Origin of the sequence: Mycobacterium sp. TY815 (assembly GCF_030755135.1) — a bacterium.
Lineage (GTDB): Bacteria > Actinomycetota > Actinomycetes > Mycobacteriales > Mycobacteriaceae > Mycobacterium.
This window is the reverse complement of the sequence record NZ_JAUFRX010000001.1, coordinates 2,947,181-2,962,691: the sequence shown is the minus strand read 5'-3', so window position 1 is coordinate 2,962,691 and position 15,511 is coordinate 2,947,181. Positions and strand designations below refer to the sequence as shown.

At 67.6% G+C, this 15,511-nt stretch carries 13 protein-coding genes; 9 read left to right on the top strand and 4 right to left on the bottom strand.

The window, feature by feature from the left end; translation table 11 throughout:
- The first annotated feature begins 294 nt into the window (after positions 1-294).
- Positions 295-828 carry a hypothetical protein gene (locus QXK92_RS12750; protein WP_306241971.1) on the top strand — a complete coding sequence of 178 codons (534 nt, stop codon included), beginning with the start codon at positions 295-297 and terminating at the stop codon, positions 826-828.
- Between the two features lie 50 nt (positions 829-878).
- Here QXK92_RS12750 and QXK92_RS12745 read toward each other — a convergent pair whose 3' ends face one another.
- A complete protein-coding gene (locus QXK92_RS12745; RefSeq protein WP_306241970.1) occupies positions 879-1,244 on the bottom strand; it encodes a hypothetical protein in 366 nt (121 codons plus the stop codon).
- 175 nt (positions 1,245-1,419) lie between these two features.
- Between QXK92_RS12745 and QXK92_RS12740 the strand changes: the two genes are divergently transcribed.
- Positions 1,420-2,883 carry an HNH endonuclease signature motif containing protein gene (locus QXK92_RS12740; protein WP_371934553.1) on the top strand — a complete coding sequence of 488 codons (1,464 nt, stop codon included), beginning with the start codon at positions 1,420-1,422 and terminating at the stop codon, positions 2,881-2,883.
- Here QXK92_RS12740 and QXK92_RS12735 read toward each other — a convergent pair.
- Positions 2,880-3,776 carry an Ig-like domain-containing protein gene (locus QXK92_RS12735; protein WP_306241969.1) on the bottom strand — a complete coding sequence of 299 codons (897 nt, stop codon included), beginning with the start codon at positions 3,774-3,776 and terminating at the stop codon, positions 2,880-2,882. The genes QXK92_RS12740 and QXK92_RS12735 overlap by 4 nt on opposite strands.
- A 169-nt stretch (positions 3,777-3,945) precedes the next feature.
- Here QXK92_RS12735 and QXK92_RS12730 point away from each other — a divergent pair, with 169 nt between their 5' ends.
- The 3 genes from QXK92_RS12730 (at position 3,946) to secA (ending at position 8,427) form a co-directional block, all read left to right on the top strand.
- Positions 3,946-4,578, top strand: a complete 633-nt coding sequence (locus QXK92_RS12730; protein WP_306241968.1) for a ComF family protein — start codon at positions 3,946-3,948, stop codon at positions 4,576-4,578.
- 229 nt (positions 4,579-4,807) lie between these two features.
- Positions 4,808-5,500: a ribosome hibernation-promoting factor, HPF/YfiA family gene (gene hpf, locus QXK92_RS12725; protein ID WP_306241967.1), complete on the top strand. Its 693-nt coding sequence runs from the start codon at positions 4,808-4,810 to the stop codon at positions 5,498-5,500.
- A 77-nt stretch (positions 5,501-5,577) separates the two neighbouring features.
- Positions 5,578-8,427: a preprotein translocase subunit SecA gene (secA, locus tag QXK92_RS12720; RefSeq protein WP_306241966.1), complete on the top strand. Its 2,850-nt coding sequence runs from the start codon at positions 5,578-5,580 to the stop codon at positions 8,425-8,427.
- Here the strand turns inward: secA and QXK92_RS12715 are convergent.
- Positions 8,414-9,289 carry an adenylate/guanylate cyclase domain-containing protein gene (locus QXK92_RS12715; RefSeq protein WP_306241965.1) on the bottom strand — a complete coding sequence of 292 codons (876 nt, stop codon included), beginning with the start codon at positions 9,287-9,289 and terminating at the stop codon, positions 8,414-8,416. The two genes, secA and QXK92_RS12715, sit on opposite strands and share 14 nt — an antisense overlap.
- 70 nt (positions 9,290-9,359) lie before the next feature.
- On the opposite strand from QXK92_RS12715, the gene QXK92_RS12710 reads away from it, so the two are divergent.
- On the top strand, positions 9,360-10,916 hold the full coding sequence (locus QXK92_RS12710) for an HD domain-containing phosphohydrolase (RefSeq protein ID WP_371934552.1): 1,557 nt from the start codon (positions 9,360-9,362) through the stop codon (positions 10,914-10,916).
- Positions 10,917-10,966: 50 nt separating this feature from the next.
- Entirely contained in the window at positions 10,967-12,574 is a 1,608-nt protein-coding gene (locus tag QXK92_RS12705) for an ATP-binding cassette domain-containing protein (RefSeq protein WP_306241964.1), read from the top strand.
- On the opposite strand, the gene QXK92_RS12700 is transcribed toward QXK92_RS12705, so the two are convergent.
- Positions 12,558-14,198 carry an alkaline phosphatase D family protein gene (locus tag QXK92_RS12700; protein WP_306241963.1) on the bottom strand — a complete coding sequence of 547 codons (1,641 nt, stop codon included), beginning with the start codon at positions 14,196-14,198 and terminating at the stop codon, positions 12,558-12,560. The two genes, QXK92_RS12705 and QXK92_RS12700, sit on opposite strands and share 17 nt — an antisense overlap.
- Before the next feature lie 77 nt (positions 14,199-14,275).
- Between QXK92_RS12700 and mddA the strand changes: the two genes are divergently transcribed.
- Positions 14,276-15,094 (top strand): methanethiol S-methyltransferase, encoded by an 819-nt coding sequence (gene mddA / locus QXK92_RS12695; protein ID WP_306241962.1) that lies wholly within the window; start codon positions 14,276-14,278, stop codon positions 15,092-15,094.
- A complete protein-coding gene (locus QXK92_RS12690) occupies positions 15,027-15,509 on the top strand; it encodes a cation:proton antiporter regulatory subunit (protein WP_306241961.1) in 483 nt (160 codons plus the stop codon). Before mddA ends, QXK92_RS12690 begins: the two co-directional genes overlap by 68 nt.
- The last annotated feature ends 2 nt before the right edge of the window (positions 15,510-15,511 follow it).

Sequence of the window (15,511 nt, the reverse complement as noted above, 5' to 3'; positions counted from 1 at the left end):
TTACATCGCTGTAATTCGATGTAGACGGTAGCTGAATAGTCATTTCTCGCGCTTTTTCTGCCATTCGGCGATTGCGACCCGATGGCGACCCGGGCGACCGGGTAGCACAGTTTTGAGGGTCAAAACCCTTCCGCTCGTAACTGTTTGGGAAAGACACTGTCACGGCACGGCCGGTGCTTGGCATCGGTTCGGCAACCATCAATTTTGTGCTCTAGGCAAGAATTCGACACGCCAATACGGTTCCCCATTGTTATTGATTGCGGGGGCAATTGGGGAGAACGAACGGAGTTGGCGTTGCGGATTATCGATCGATTCTGCGTAGCGGTTGCTGCCGGCGCGGGGTTGTGCGGGGCTGCGCTGGCGTTGAGTCCGGGTGCGGTGGCCACTCCACTGCGCACCGGCGGCGGGAACTGCATCGAGCAGCAGATGGGATTCGCTGCCGGGCCGGTGGCCGCGGCGCCCGTGGTGCTGCCCGGTCCGGTGCCGATCGCGCCCGCGGTACCTGTCGTGCCGGTCGTGCCTCCGGTGCCCCCAGTGCCCGTGGTGCCTCCGGTGGCGCCGGTTGTTCCGGTCGCGGGCGCGGGGGCCGGGGCGGCCGAAGGTGCAGGGGTCGCTGCTCCGATCGCGACGCAGGCCGGTACCGGCAAAGGTGCACCCATGACTCCGTCCAGTGGGAAGGCCGCCGACCCGGTCGTGCTGCCGGGGCCGCAGGCGCCCTCGCCTCAGGCCGTGGCCGCCGAGGTGCCCTCGGCACCTATCCCGGCCGTGCTGGCCGGGACGACGACCGCATTGCCGGCGTGTGGGGCGGTGGGCGCTCCGGCGCAGTAGGAGTCGCAAGGTGGCGAATCCCCGACGAGGCATCTGACCCGCCTCGAGTGCTACAGGCCCGCTGAGCCGAGAGTGAAAGCGGTGACGAGGATGAGGGATTGGCCGATGGAGCACAGGAGCGGGATGACGAGGGGGAGTCGTCGGCGTCTCCACAAGTAGGCGTAGGTCGTCGCAACGACCTCGACGATGATCAGCACGCCGGTTCCCACCGCGCTGATCAACGCGGCCTCCCGAAGATGAGACCCGCGCTCGCAATGCACGTGGTGAATGCGGCACTGATCGTGTGGATCGGCGGTGACCAGAAGTGCCAGATTCAGCAGCACCGTGAACAGCACCAGAACGGCATGCAGCGCGACTAGCCCAATTGCCCCGCCGTTGCCCCTTCCCGTTCGGAGGGCCGAATTCTGTGCGGGCATGGACTGATTGTCGGCGACTCGGTGGCCTTTCGCACGAGTGACGGGGCCTGACCTGCGGTGACACCGGAGTGTCAGGGGGCCTTGTATACTCGAACAGGTGTTCGAATCATCCAGTGGCGGCGCTCCCTCCGGGGAGACACCGGGTCCCCGGTCGCCGACGGTGGGGGAGTGGGCGGTGTGGGATGCCCGCTGGCGCGAGTCGGTGGTGCGTCGTCAGGTGTTGGCCGTGGCGACTGAGGAGTCGGTGGGCTGGATGGCGCGGATCGGTGCTGCGGCGCGCTGGGTCAATCAGGGTGCGGCTGCGGAGTTGGTGGCGATTGGGGAGTTGTTCGCCTACCGGCTGGCCCGGGGTGGGGAGCGGGAGGACTGGGCGATCGACACGACCAGGGCGGTGGCTGGGGAGGTGGCCGCGGGGTTGAAGATCAGTCAGGGCCGTGCGGAGACCAAGGTGCGTTATGCCCGGGCGATGCGTGAGCGGCTACCGCAGGTGGGCGCGGTGTTGTGTGCCGGGGATATCGATCTGGAGGCGTTCTCGACGATTGTGTTCCGTACCGATCTGATCGAGGACCCGCAGGTGCTGGCGGCGGTGGACGCCGCGATCGCCGCGCGGGTGACGCGCTGGCCGTCGTTGAGCCGGGGGCGGCTGGCTAAGAAGGTCGATGCGATCGTGGCTCGCGCCGATGGTGATGCGCTGCGCCGCCGCAAAGAAGCGCAGGCTGATCGGGAGGTGTGGATCGGTGCGCCGGCCGACGGGATCTGCCCGATCGAGGGCCGGTTGCGCAGTACCGACGCCCGGGCCGTGGAGGCGCGGCTGACGGTGTTGGCGGCCACGGTGTGCCCGCATGATCCGCGCACCGCCGCCCAGCGCCGCGCTGATGCGTTGGGGGCGCTGGCCGCTGCGGCGACCCGGCTGGGCTGTGAATGCGGCCGCTCCGATTGCACCGCCGCCGGCAGAAAGCCTTCTGGCCCGGTGGTGATTCAGGTGATCGCCGAACAAGCCACCCTCAACGGGCACGCCGACAGCCCCGCCTACCTACTGGGCGGGCAGGACCTCATCACCCCTGAACTGCTGGCCGAGGTGGCGCTGACCGCCAAACAGGTGCCGTTGATCCATCCCGGCTACGCCGCCCCTGAACCCCACTACACCCCCTCGCAGGGATTGACCGATTTCGTGCGGGCCCGGGATCTGACGTGCCGCTGGCCCGGCTGCGAGGTACCGGCCACCGGCTGCGACCTGGATCACACCATCCCCTACGCCCAGGGCGGGCCCACCCATGCCGGCAACCTCAAGTGCTACTGCCGCGCGCACCATTTGATGAAAACGTTCTGGGGCTGGACCGAGCAGCAACTCGCCGACGGCACCCTGATCCTGACCTCCCCGGGCGGGGACACCCACGTCACCACCCCCGGTAGCGCGCTGCTGTTTCCCAGCCTGTGCCACGCCGTGGGCGGCATGCCCGCCCCCGAAGCCCACACCCCACCACAGGACTACTGCGCCGAGCGCACCGCGATGATGCCCACCCGCCGCCGCACCCGCACCCAAGACCGCGCCGCCCGCGTCGCCGCCGAACGCCGCGCCAACCGCCAGGCCCGCATCACCGCCACCGGCCCACCCGACGACGAACCCCCACCGTTCTAGCTGGGTGGCCGGTCGGGGTTCAGGGTCGACGGCTGCAGCGGTTTCGGGTCGGCTTCCTTGCCGCTGTCCACGGCCGGGACGCCTTCTTTGACGATCACCGGGTCACCGACGTGGACCGTATTGAAGTACCACTCCGCGTCGGTGGGGCTCAGGCTGATGCAGCCGTGGCTGACGTTGTCGACGCCCATCGCGTTGACCGCCCACGGAGCCGAGTGCACGTACAGACCGTGGTTGGTGATGCGCACGGCATAGTCCACCTGCAGGCGGTAACCATCGGGGTTGTCGACGGGAATGCCGACGCTGCTCGAATCCATCATCACCGAGCGGTCTTTCGCGAGAACGCTGTACGTCCCCACCGGCGTTCCATATTCCGGCCTGCCCATGGACGCGGGCAGCACGCCCGGCTCGCCGAAGTGCGTGCGGTGATGCGGCGCCGGCAGCGCCGGCGCCGGCGTGTCCGCCTCGACCCCGTCAATGCTCACGGTGAACGTGTGGTTGGTGATGTCCGCGACGCCGACGACGGCCGGGCCCGTCTTGAACTCCGTGCGCAAACCGCCCACCGAGAGCGCCACGGTGCTGTGCGCCGGCCAGAACCGGTCGGGCACCCACTGCACGACGTTGCTGTCCAGCCACTCGAACTTGCCGCTCATCGCGGGTGCCGACGTCACTTCGATGGCATGCTCCACGGCCTCGCGGTTCGCTACCGGTCCGCCGAATGTCACCACGACGGGGTGTGCGACACCCACCACCGAGCCGCGCACGGGCAGCAGCGCAACGATGTCGGCGTAGCTGGCCGACTTGCTCGCCGCCATCAGCGTGACGCCGGCGTGCCCGGCCATCACTGTCGAAGTGATGCCCAGGAACACCAGCAGAGACCGGATCGCCGCCCGCATGGCTTTCTCTCCAGGGTTAATTAGTCGGATGGGTAATAAGCCTTCGCTGCTGGAATGGTAGGGCCGCTACCAGCGCGAAACTGAAAGCGCGCGAACGCAAGTCGGTCAGTGTTTGGTTACAAGTAGGTCTCCGTCCGGACTTGTCACCCCCGGCGGCGACACTGACTGGATGCTCGACCTCGTCCTGCCACTGCAGTGCGGCGGCTGCGGAGCCCCGGCCACCCGATGGTGTCCGGCCTGCGCGAATGCACTCGCCGTGGAACCCGGCGAACCGCTGGTGGTCAGTCCCCGCATCGATCCCGAAGTACCGGTCTTCGCACTCGGCCGCTACACCGGCGTCCGGCGCCAGGCGATCCTGGCGCTCAAGGAGCGCGGCCGCAGCGACCTCGTCCTACCTCTCGCGCAGGCCCTGGCCGTCGGGATCCACCGTTTGTGGTGCTGGGGTATGGTCAGCACCCCGCTGACGATCGTGCCGGCACCGACCCGGCGCTCCGCGGCCCGGCGACGGGGTGGGGACCCCGTCACCCGAATCGCGGACGCCGCCGTGGCGGCCAACCCGGACATCGCCGTCACCGGCGCCTTGCGTATGCGGGCCCTGGCCCGCGACTCGGTGGGCTTGGACATCTCGGCCCGCGAACGCAACATCGCCGGCCGGGTACGGCTGCGCGGCCGCCGGCCGGCCACCGAGGTGCTGGTCGTGGACGACGTCATCACCACCGGCGCCACGTCGCGCGAGTCCGTTCGGGTGCTGTGCGCTGCCGGCGTGCCGGTCGCCGCGGTCCTCGCTATCGCCGCCGCGTGAAGAACTCGCAACAGGTCTGCGAATTAGGTGGCACGTTAAGGCGAACAAGGGCTAACGTCGACAGCACCAGCAGCACCCGCGGTAGGAGGTGAGAATACGATCTCTTGCTCCGGCGGGCAGCCTGCGGCGGTGGCTCCTCCATACCGCTCTAACCCCGTCGGTGCGTATCTGAATCAGTGCCGGGCACGCAGGTCGCGTGTGACGTGAAAAGAGAAACGAGTTGTCACGAATGCCAAGGCTCACAGCGGATTCCGAGCAAGTTCTCGATGCAACCGGAACCGGGGACCAGGCCGAACCAACGGCCCAGGCCGAGATCGTGTTCAAGGGACGCAACGTCGAGATACCCGACCATTTCCGCATCTACGTTTCGCAGAAGCTCGCGCGCTGCGAGCGATTAGACAAGACCATCTACCTTTTCGACGTCGAGCTCGACCACGAACGCAACCGCCGCCAGCGCAAGGCCTGTCAGCGCATAGAGATCACCGCCCGCGGCCGGGGACCGGTGGTGCGCGGCGAGGCCTGCGCCGACAGTTTCTATGCCGCGCTGGAGTCCGCCGTCGCCAAGCTGGAGAACCGGCTGCGCCGCGGCAAGGACCGCCGCAAGGTGCACTACGGCGACAAGACGCCGGTATCGCTGGCCGAGGCCACCGCGGTGCTGCCGCCACTGGACAAGGCGTTCAACGCCGAGCCGGCGGATGCGCATGACCACGTGGGCGCCGACTTGGAGCACAAGGACCACGAGCCGGGCAAGGTGGTGCGCACCAAGGAACACCCCGCCAAGCCGATGTCGGTCGACGACGCGCTCTACGAGATGGAACTCGTCGGGCATGACTTCTTCCTGTTCTTCGACAAGGAGACGGAACGGCCTTCGGTGGTCTATCGCCGGCACGCGTACGACTACGGCTTGATTCGGCTGGCCTGACTCAGCCTGGCCTGATCACCCCGTCACCTAGGATGGGGGTCGCCTGAAAGACTCCTACCCAACAGGGGAACAAAGCTGTGCTGTCGAGATTGCTGCGCCTTGGTGAAGGTCGCATGGTCAAACGCCTCAAGAAGGTGGCCGACTATGTGAACACGTTGTCCGACGACGTCGAGAAACTCACCGACGCGGAGCTGCGGGCCAAAACCGACGAGTTCAGGAAGCGTCTCGCCGACGAGAAGAACCCCGAAGACCTCGAAGACCTGCTCCCCGAGGCGTTCGCGGTGGCCCGCGAGGCCGCCTGGCGGGTGCTCGACCAGCGCCCCTTCGATGTGCAGGTGATGGGTGCTGCCGCGCTGCACCTGGGCAACGTCGCCGAGATGAAGACCGGTGAAGGCAAGACCCTGACCTGTGTGTTGCCGGCCTACCTCAACGCGCTGGCCGGCAAGGGCGTGCATGTCGTCACCGTCAACGACTACCTGGCAAAACGCGACAGCGAGTGGATGGGCCGGGTGCACCGCTTCCTCGGCCTGGACGTCGGGGTGATCCTGGCCCAGATGACCCCGGAGGAGCGTCGTGTCGCCTACAACGCCGACATCACCTACGGCACCAACAACGAGTTCGGCTTCGACTACCTGCGCGACAACATGGCCCATTCGCTGGACGACCTGGTGCAGCGCGGCCACAACTTCGCCATCGTCGACGAGGTCGACTCCATCCTGATCGACGAGGCGCGCACCCCGCTGATCATCTCCGGGCCTGCCGACGGCGCGTCCAACTGGTACTCCGAGTTCGCCCGGCTGGCGCCGCTGATGCAGAAGGACACCCACTATGAGGTGGACCTGCGCAAACGCACGGTCGGCGTGCACGAGAAGGGCGTGGAGTTCGTCGAGGACCAGCTCGGCATCGACAACCTCTACGAGGCCGCCAACTCACCGCTGGTCAGCTACCTGAACAACGCGCTGAAGGCCAAGGAGCTGTTCAACCGCGACAAGGACTACATCGTCCGCAACGGCGAGGTGCTCATCGTCGACGAGTTCACCGGCCGTGTGCTCATCGGTCGCCGCTACAACGAGGGCATGCACCAGGCCATCGAGGCCAAAGAGCACGTGGAGATCAAGGCCGAGAACCAGACGCTGGCCACCATCACCCTGCAGAACTACTTCCGGCTCTACGACAAGCTGGCCGGCATGACCGGTACCGCCCAGACCGAGGCGGCCGAGCTGCACGAGATCTACAAGTTGGGTGTCGTCCCGATCCCGACCAACAAGCCGATGGTCCGCACCGACCAGTCCGACCTCATCTACAAGACCGAAGAGGCCAAGTACATCGCGGTGGTCGACGACGTCGCCGAGCGGTACGAGAAGGGCCAGCCGGTCCTGATCGGCACCACCAGCGTGGAGCGCTCGGAGTATCTGTCGCGCCAGTTCACCAAGCGCCGCATCCCGCACAACGTCCTGAACGCCAAGTACCACGAGCAGGAGGCGGGCATCATCGCCGAGGCCGGCCGGCGTGGGGGCATCACCGTGGCCACCAACATGGCCGGCCGCGGTACCGACATCGTGCTGGGCGGCAACGTCGACTTCCTCACCGACAAGCGGCTGCGCGAGCGCGGCCTGGACCCGGTGGAAACGCCCGAGGAATACGAAGAGGCGTGGCACCAGGAGCTGCCCAAGGTCAAGAAGGAAGCAAACGCAGAGGCCGCCGAAGTAATCGAAGCCGGCGGCCTGTACGTGCTGGGCACCGAACGCCACGAGTCGCGCCGCATCGACAACCAGTTGCGCGGCCGCTCCGGCCGCCAGGGTGACCCGGGGGAGTCGCGCTTCTACCTGTCGCTCGGCGACGAGCTGATGCGCCGCTTCAACGGGGCCGCGCTGGAGAGCCTGCTGACCCGGCTGAACCTGCCCGACGACGTGCCGATCGAGGCGAAGATGGTCACCCGCGCCATCAAGAGCGCGCAGACCCAGGTCGAGCAGCAGAACTTCGAGATGCGCAAGAACGTCCTGAAGTACGACGAGGTGATGAACCAGCAGCGCAAGGTGATCTACGCCGAGCGCCGCCGCATCCTGGAGGGGGAGAACCTCAAGGAACAGGCGAAGGAGATGCTGACCGACGTCATCACCGCCTACGTCAACGGGGCGACCATTGAGGGATACGCCGAGGACTGGGACCTCGACGCGTTGTGGACGGCGCTCAAGACGCTGTACCCGGTGGGCATCAGCCACGAGGCACTCACCCACCACGACGCGGACTCCGAGCGCGACGACCTGACCCGCGAGGAACTCCTCGACGCGCTGCTCAAGGATGCCGACAAGGCTTATGCCGCAAGGGAAGCCGAGCTCGAGGAGATCGCCGGCGAGGGCGCGATGCGTCAGCTGGAGCGCAACGTGCTGCTCAATGTGATCGACCGCAAGTGGCGCGAGCACCTCTATGAGATGGACTACCTCAAGGAGGGCATCGGGCTGCGGGCGATGGCCCAGCGCGACCCGCTGGTCGAATACCAGCGCGAGGGCTACGACATGTTCATGGCCATGCTCGACGGCATGAAGGAGGAGTCGGTCGGCTTCCTGTTCAACGTCAGCGTGGAGGCGGTGCCGGCACCTCAGGTCGACGTTGCGCCGGTCGAAGCGCCCGAGGGCTTGGCCGAGTTCGCCACTGCCGCAGCGGCTTCCGACGGCGACGACGAGCCCGTGCGCGCGAAAGAGCCGGTGAGTACGTTGCGCGCCAAGGGAATCGACGACAGCGACACGCCCGCGCTCACCTACTCCGGCCCATCGGAAGACGGTTCGGCGCAACTGCAGCGCAACGGCGGCGGGGCGGCGAAAACCTCGGCCGGTGCGGCCGCCGGCGGCAGTCGCCGCGAGCGGCGTGCCGCGGCGCGCCAGCAGGGCCGCGGTGCCAAGCCCCCCAAATCGGTCAAGAAGCGCTAGCGTCCGGGATCGGCGCCATGCGCGGCGCCGAGTGTGAAGCTGGCCGCACGCTCGACGCCGAACGTGCGGCTGGCTGCACGTTCGACCAACCGGGCGCTGGCTCAGCCCCCAGCACGAACGCGTCGACCGGCGCAGCGTGCCCCCGCAGGTTCAGGGGGCGACGCGGAGCCGTCCCGACGCGCTCGTCGGCCACTCCAGCAGCGACGAGCAACTCTCCGCCGGCAGCGTGCTGCTGCATGCGTGCGGCGACGTTGACCGGATCACCCAGCGCGGTGAAGTCGACGACGGCGCCACCGACGTTGCCGACGTACGCGACGCCGGCGTTGACCGCCACACCCAACTCCAGCCAAGGGCCGCGGTCGCTGCCATAACCGACCGCTTCCAACAGCTCTACCCCGGCCGCGACGGCTTGGCTGCGGTACCCCGGACCGCTGATGCCGCGAACGAAGAAGGCCATCACCTCATCGCCGATGAGCTTGTCGATCACCGCATCGTGACGCAGCAGCGTCTGGGTCGCGGCGCCGTAGAACCGGTTGAGCAGCGCCGCGAAGTGCGTCGCCGCACCGCGCTGTCCCAGGGCGGTGGACCCGCGGACGTCGGCGAACAGCACCGCGACATCCACCTCGGCACCACCTGCGGGAAGCGCGTCGCAACAACGGCTGCACAGGTTGGGGTTCTTGCGCGACGGACTGAACCCGGCGACGGCCAGCACCCGCCCGGCAGGGCCGCCGAACGGGTTGTTGCACAGCTTGCACCGTGGCGCCGAGGGCAGATAACGGAACACGCGTCGCGCCTTGACCAACGACGCATGCCCTTCGGTCAGCACGCTGTGCCAGGGGTTGTGCTCAATCACCGTCACCATGGGCCGAGGGTAGGCCGGCGAACCGGGCAGTCGCATGGGGCAACTGCCCCAGAAAGTGCAGAATGAGGTCGTGCACCCGACGCTGCACGACCCGCCGAAAGGCCTGCGCAAGGCCGAGTTGCTGGCGGCCATCTCGCCGGCGATCGACCTCGGTCTGGGTCAGCCGATGGAACACATGCTGCGGTCCACCCTGATCGCGACTCGCATTGCCGACCGGATGGGCCTGGACGCGCGGCAGCGCGCGACGGTGTACTACGCCAACCTGGTGGGCTGGATCGGGTGTCACGCCGATTCCCATGAGCTCTCGGCGCTGTTCGGTGACGACATCGCCTTCCGTGCCGACACCTACGGGGTGGACATGGCCGGCCTGCCGTTCCTGCGTCTCATGGTCAGTCACGTGGGGCGCGGGCTGCCGGTGTGGGAACGCGGCCTGCGTTCGGCGGCCTTCCTGCTCACCGCGCGCAATCAGGTGGCCAATCTCATCAGTTCGCACTGCAGTTCGGCCGGGGTGCTGTCTGACCGGATCGGACTCGACAGTGACGTCGCAACGGCGCTGGCGTACATCTTCGAGCGCTGGGACGGCCGGGGGATGCCGAATGGTGCTCGGGAAGAAGAGATTCCGCTCGAAATACACATAGTCCACCTGTCCGATGTCATCGAGGTCCACCTGCGCACGGGCGGCCTGGATCAGGCGCTCGAGATCGCCCGGGCCCGGCGTGGCACACAGTTCAGCCCCGCCGTGGCCGATGTCTTCATCGCCGATGCCGCCGCGATCGTGGACGGGCTCCTCGAAATCGATGTGTGGACCGCGGCTCTGGCGCAGGCGCCGGATCGCGACCGCATCATCGGTGCTGAGGAGATCAACGAATTACTCAGGGCGATGGCGGATTTCGTCGACTTGAAGTGTCCCTGCTCGCCGGGGTACTCCCGCGGTGTCGCCGACCTCGCGGCCGCGGCGGCCCGGCACTGCCGGATGCCCCCGGCCGATATCACCCGTTTGTACCGTGCGGGCCTGGTCCAGGGTCTCGGCAGACTGGGGGTCTCCAACCAGATCTGGGAGAAGAAGGGGCCGCTGAGCACCGCCGAATGGGAGCGGGTGCGGATGTACCCCTACCTGACGGGGCGGATACTGAGCCGGATCCAGGGTCTGGAGTCGGTGGTGTCCGTCGCCACCAAGCACGAGGAGCGTATCGACGGATCCGGCTTTCCCCGTGGGCTTTCCGGCAACGAACTGACGCCGCACGACCGGCTGCTGGCCGCCGTGGCGGCCTATCATCAATTGCTCGAGCCGCGCCCGAACCGGGCCGCTCTGGATCCGGCCGCCGCTGCCGCTCAGCTGCGCCAGGACGCGCGCGAGGGCCGCCTGGATGCCGAGTCGGTGGAAGCCGCCCTGGCCGCGGCCGGGCACCGGAGCACCCGGCGCGCCTCGTGGTCGGCGGGGCTCACCGCCCGGGAAGTGGAGGTCCTGCGGCTCGTCGCGCAGGGCCGGTCGAACCGGGAGATCGCCACTCAGTTGTTCATCGCCGAGAAGACCGCCCGCAATCACGTCGAGCGGATCTATGCGAAGTTGGGCGTCAACAACCGCACGCAGGCCAGTCTCGCGGCCATCGACCGTGGACTGATTTGAGGCAAGCGCCCCATGTAACCGATCCCGCGACCGGCCGATGATCTCCCACTATGACCACACGAGTAGATGCCATCGACGTGAGCCGCCGGGTCGGCACACGACAAATCCTGCAGCCGCTGTCGCTGTCCATCGAACCGGGCGAGCTGGTAGCCATCGCCGGCGGTAGCGGAGCGGGAAAGACCACCCTGTTGAAAATCCTTGCGGGACTTCAGCCGCCGTCCGCAGGTGAGGTGGTGCACAACCTGGCCGGTAGAGGTGCCGGTATCGGCTATGTACCTCAGGACGACATCATCCACCTCGAGATGCCGCTACGCCGCACGCTGCGCTACGCGGCGCGGCTGCGACTGCCGGCGGGCACCTCGGCCGCCGAGGCCGATCGTGCGGTCGAGGAGACCATGAATGATCTCGACCTGAGCGACCGGGCCGAGGTGCCGGTGCGTTCGCTGTCCGGCGGTCAGCGCAAGCGCGCCAGCATCGCGGTCGAACTGCTCACCCGCCCAACTCTTTTCTTCCTCGACGAACCCACCTCGGGGCTCGACCCCTCGACCGCGGCCGACGTGCTGCGGCTGCTGCGCGGCCTGACGGAGCGGGGGGTGACGGTCGTGCTGACCACGCACGAGCCGGCCAGCATCGACCGGTGCGACCGGGTGATCTTCCTGGCCCGGGACGGCCGTCTGGCATTCAGCGGCAGCCCGATCGATGCGCGGCGGTATTTCGGGGTGCAGGACCTCGCCGAGGTCTACGACAGACTGGCCAACGGCAGTCCCGTGATGACGTGGGCACCGCGCACCGCGGTCCGGCCCGGCCCCGTTCCGGCGTCCACTCCAGACATAAAGCGTCCGAGCATCTTTCAGCAGTGGTGGCTGCTGACGCGCCGCAATGTCGAGGTGCTGGCCCGAAACCGGCTGACACTGGCGGTGCTGCTCGGCTCACCGGTACTGGTGACGGCGATGATGGCGACGCTGTTCCGGCGCGGTGCGTTCGACGCCGGTGGCGCGGCCGACGTCGGCCCGGCCCAGATCGTCTTCTGGATCGCGTTCGACGGTTTCTTCTTCGGCCTGACCTACGGACTGCTGCAGATCGTGGGGGAGATCGCGGTGTTCCGGCGGGAGCGCCTCGCCGGGCTCAGTGTGGGCGCCTACGTGGCGTCCAAAGTCACCGCGCTGCTCCCGGTGCTGGCCGCGGTGAGTGCGGTGCTGCTGATCGTGCTGCGCGGTCTCGGCCGGCTGCCCGCCGCCGGGTGGCATGTGTACATCCTGCTGTTCGTGACGATGCTGATCGAAGCGACCTCCGCGCTGGCCCTCGGCCTGCTCGCCTCCGCCGCGGTGCACAACGCCGCGCAGGCCGCACTCGCGCTGCCCATGCTGTGCTTCCCGCAGGTGCTGTTCGGTGGTGCCATCGTCCCGGTGGACAAAATGGCATTCCCGGGACGGCTGATGAGCCTCGGCCTGGCCAACCGGCACGCATTCGAAGCGCTGGGCCGCGACCTCGATCTGGACCGGCTCACCGCCACGCTGCCGGCCATGTCCGCCTACCGGTCGACGTTCAACGGCAGCACCGGCGGGAGTCTGCTCGCGCTCGGCGCATTCGCCGTCGTCCTGACGCTGGCCACCATCTGGGTGCTGGACCGGCGCTCGGCCGTCAGGTGGGCCGGCTGAGCGAAACCCGGCCCACCTCCTCTAGCGCAGCAGTGCCGCGGGGCTGTTCGAACAGCACCTCGGCACTGCGGCCGTCCACCAGCAGGGTGGCGATGGTGTTTCCGAACAGCGGACCGCAGGTGTTCGCCCAGGACAACGGCATCGACGGGACGCGGTGCAGACGTGCCCACCATCGGGCCAACTGCGCGGCGGGACGCGTCCACGCGAGCGTGAACACCGGCTTGACGAACAGCGGCACGTAGTTGTTCACCGGCGAGCACACCAGCTGGTGCACCGCGGCCGGCGCATCGGGCGCACCGGTCCACGCGACGCGAGCGGCGTAACTGTGGTGCACGTCGCCGGACAGCACGTTGACGGTGGCGGGCCCGTCGGGGCGGCCGGCCACCGAGTGAATCAGCTCCGCGAGCCGCTCGAACGACTTATGGAATGCCGGCCAATGCTCGAGATCCAAAGCCTGGCGGGTCTTTTCGGCGATCCTGCCACGCAGCCCCAGCCGGTCGGCGTTACGCTCGTTGGCCGCCTCCAGGTCCCCGAGCGCGGGCGGCATGAGCCACGGCACCGACGAAGCCAGCATCAGATGGTCCAATTCGTCGAGGCGGTCGGCCACCTGTGCTTCCACCCAGGCGAACTCGTGGTCCCCGACCATCATGCGCCGACCGGAGTCCAGGATCCGGCCGTTGCGGGAGTCGATCATGATGAGCCGGCTGCGTCCCAGGTCCCAGCGGTAGCTGAACCGGACGCCCTTGGTGCCGTCCACCTCCGCATCGGCGCGGTCGGCCAGCTCGGTCAGCTGCGGCCAGGTGTCGCCGTCGGTCGTGATCAGCCGCCGATAGTCCTCGTCGGCGGCCAACTCCTGCGGGCTCAGATTGCCCAGGTGTTGGTATACCCAGTAGGAGGCCAGGCCCGCCCGGATCCGGTCGCGCCACCACCGCTTCTCGTTCATCTCGGCGCGCCACGGCGCCGATGTGTTCCAGTCGTCCCTGATGTCGTGGTCGTCGAAGATCATCGCGGTGGGAACCGTGGACATCAGCCATCTGATCTCCGGATCGCTCCACGAATGCCGGTACAGCCGTTCATATTCGGCGAAACTCACCACCTCGTCCGGCGGTCGCTTGGCGCGCGTGGTCCGGGTGCGGCGGCCGGCCAGGCGCCGTCTGGCTTCGGGAGTCAGTTCGTCGGCGTACAGCTGGTCGCCGAGCAGGATCAGTGCCTCTGGCCAGTCGTCGATCGGCTGGGTGGCCATCCGCGCGGCGTAGACGTCCAGCGCGTCGAGTCCGAGTTTCGACTCGACGCTGGCGTCGTCGGTCTTGGGATAACGGCACGATCCGAAGATGGCCTGCAACCGGCCGGTGGATTTCGGCCCCCGGGTGCGGATGACGCTCGGCGGGAAGGGTGAGTCCGGCAGCGGCCAGACGACTTCGCCGTCGCACCTGACCTCGTATTCGGTGACCGTGTCCGGAGTCAGCCCGGTGACCGTCACCAGAGCGTAGTGATGACCCTGAACGGCGAACGTCCGCGCGGATGCCCCCAGTACGTCCACCGTTGCCGCACTGTCGGTTTGGACCCACACCAATGCCGTCGTGTCGGATACGTGCCGCAACGCGGGCCCGAGCAAGAGCGCCATCAAACCACCCTACGGGCACCGATGTTTGAGGCATCCGCCCCATGACCCGATTCGTCTCTCCGGCGAACAATCAGCTCATGAAACGCACTCTGACAATCGGTTACGGCGCCCTGAGTTACCTGATCTTCCTGGTCGCCTTCGGCTATGCCGTCGGCTTCGCCGGCGCAATCCTGGTGCCGCGCACGGTGAACAATGGCATCACCGCCCCGCTGTGGCAGGCCGTGCCGATCAACCTGGCGCTACTGGGCCTGTTCGGCGTGCAGCACAGCGTGATGGCCCGGCCCGCCTTCAAACGCTGGTGGACCCGATGGGTGCCGGCGGCGATCGAGCGCAGCACCTATGTGCTGCTGGCCAGTGCGGTGCTGCTGCTGCTCTACTGGCAGTGGCGCGCCATGCCTGGCCAACTGTGGGAGGTCCGTCAGCCTGCGGGGCGCTGGGCGATCTGGGCGCTGTTCTGGCTCGGGTGGGCGATCGTGTTGTCCTCGACCTTCATGATCAACCATTTCGACCTGTTCGGGCTGCGACAGGTGTACCTGGCATGGCAGGGAAAGCCTTACCGCGAGTTGGGTTTTCGCACCCACCTGCTCTACCGGGTGGTACGCCACCCGCTGATGCTGGGCTTCCTGGTGGCATTCTGGGCGGCCCCCACGATGACGGCCGGGCACCTGCTGTTCTCGGTCGGCATCACGGCCTACATCCTGGTGGCCCTGCAGCTGGAAGAGCACGACCTGACCGCACACCTGGGTGAGCGGTACCGCGACTACCAGCGCCGGGTACCGATGCTGATCCCTGTTCCTTCTGGCCGGAGATTCGTCAAGGATGGACACCATGGACGTCAAGGAGGTGCTGCTGCCAGGTGTCGGTCTGCGGTACGAATTCACCAGCCACCAGGGTGAGCGGATCGGCATCGTCGCACGGCGCAACGGTGACTTCGACGTAGTGGTGTACGGGGCGGAGGACCCGGACGAGGCCCGTCCGGTCTTCCGCCTGGCCGAGGACGAAGCCGAAGCCGTCGCCCAGATTTTCGGTGCGCCAAGGATTGCCGAGCGGTTTGCCGAACTTACCCGGGAAGTACCCGGACTGGAAGCGGGCCAAGTCCATGTCACGGTTGACAGTCCCTTCGTCGACCGTCCCCTCGGCGACACCCGTGCCCGAACCCGCAGCGGCGCGTCGATCGTCGCCATCGTGCGCGACGACGAGGTGCTGGCGTCGCCCGGTCCGGCGCAAACCCTGCGGGCACGGGACGTGTTGATCGTGATCGGCACCCAGGAGGGGATCGCCGCGGTCGAGCAGATCATCGGCAAGGGCTGAAC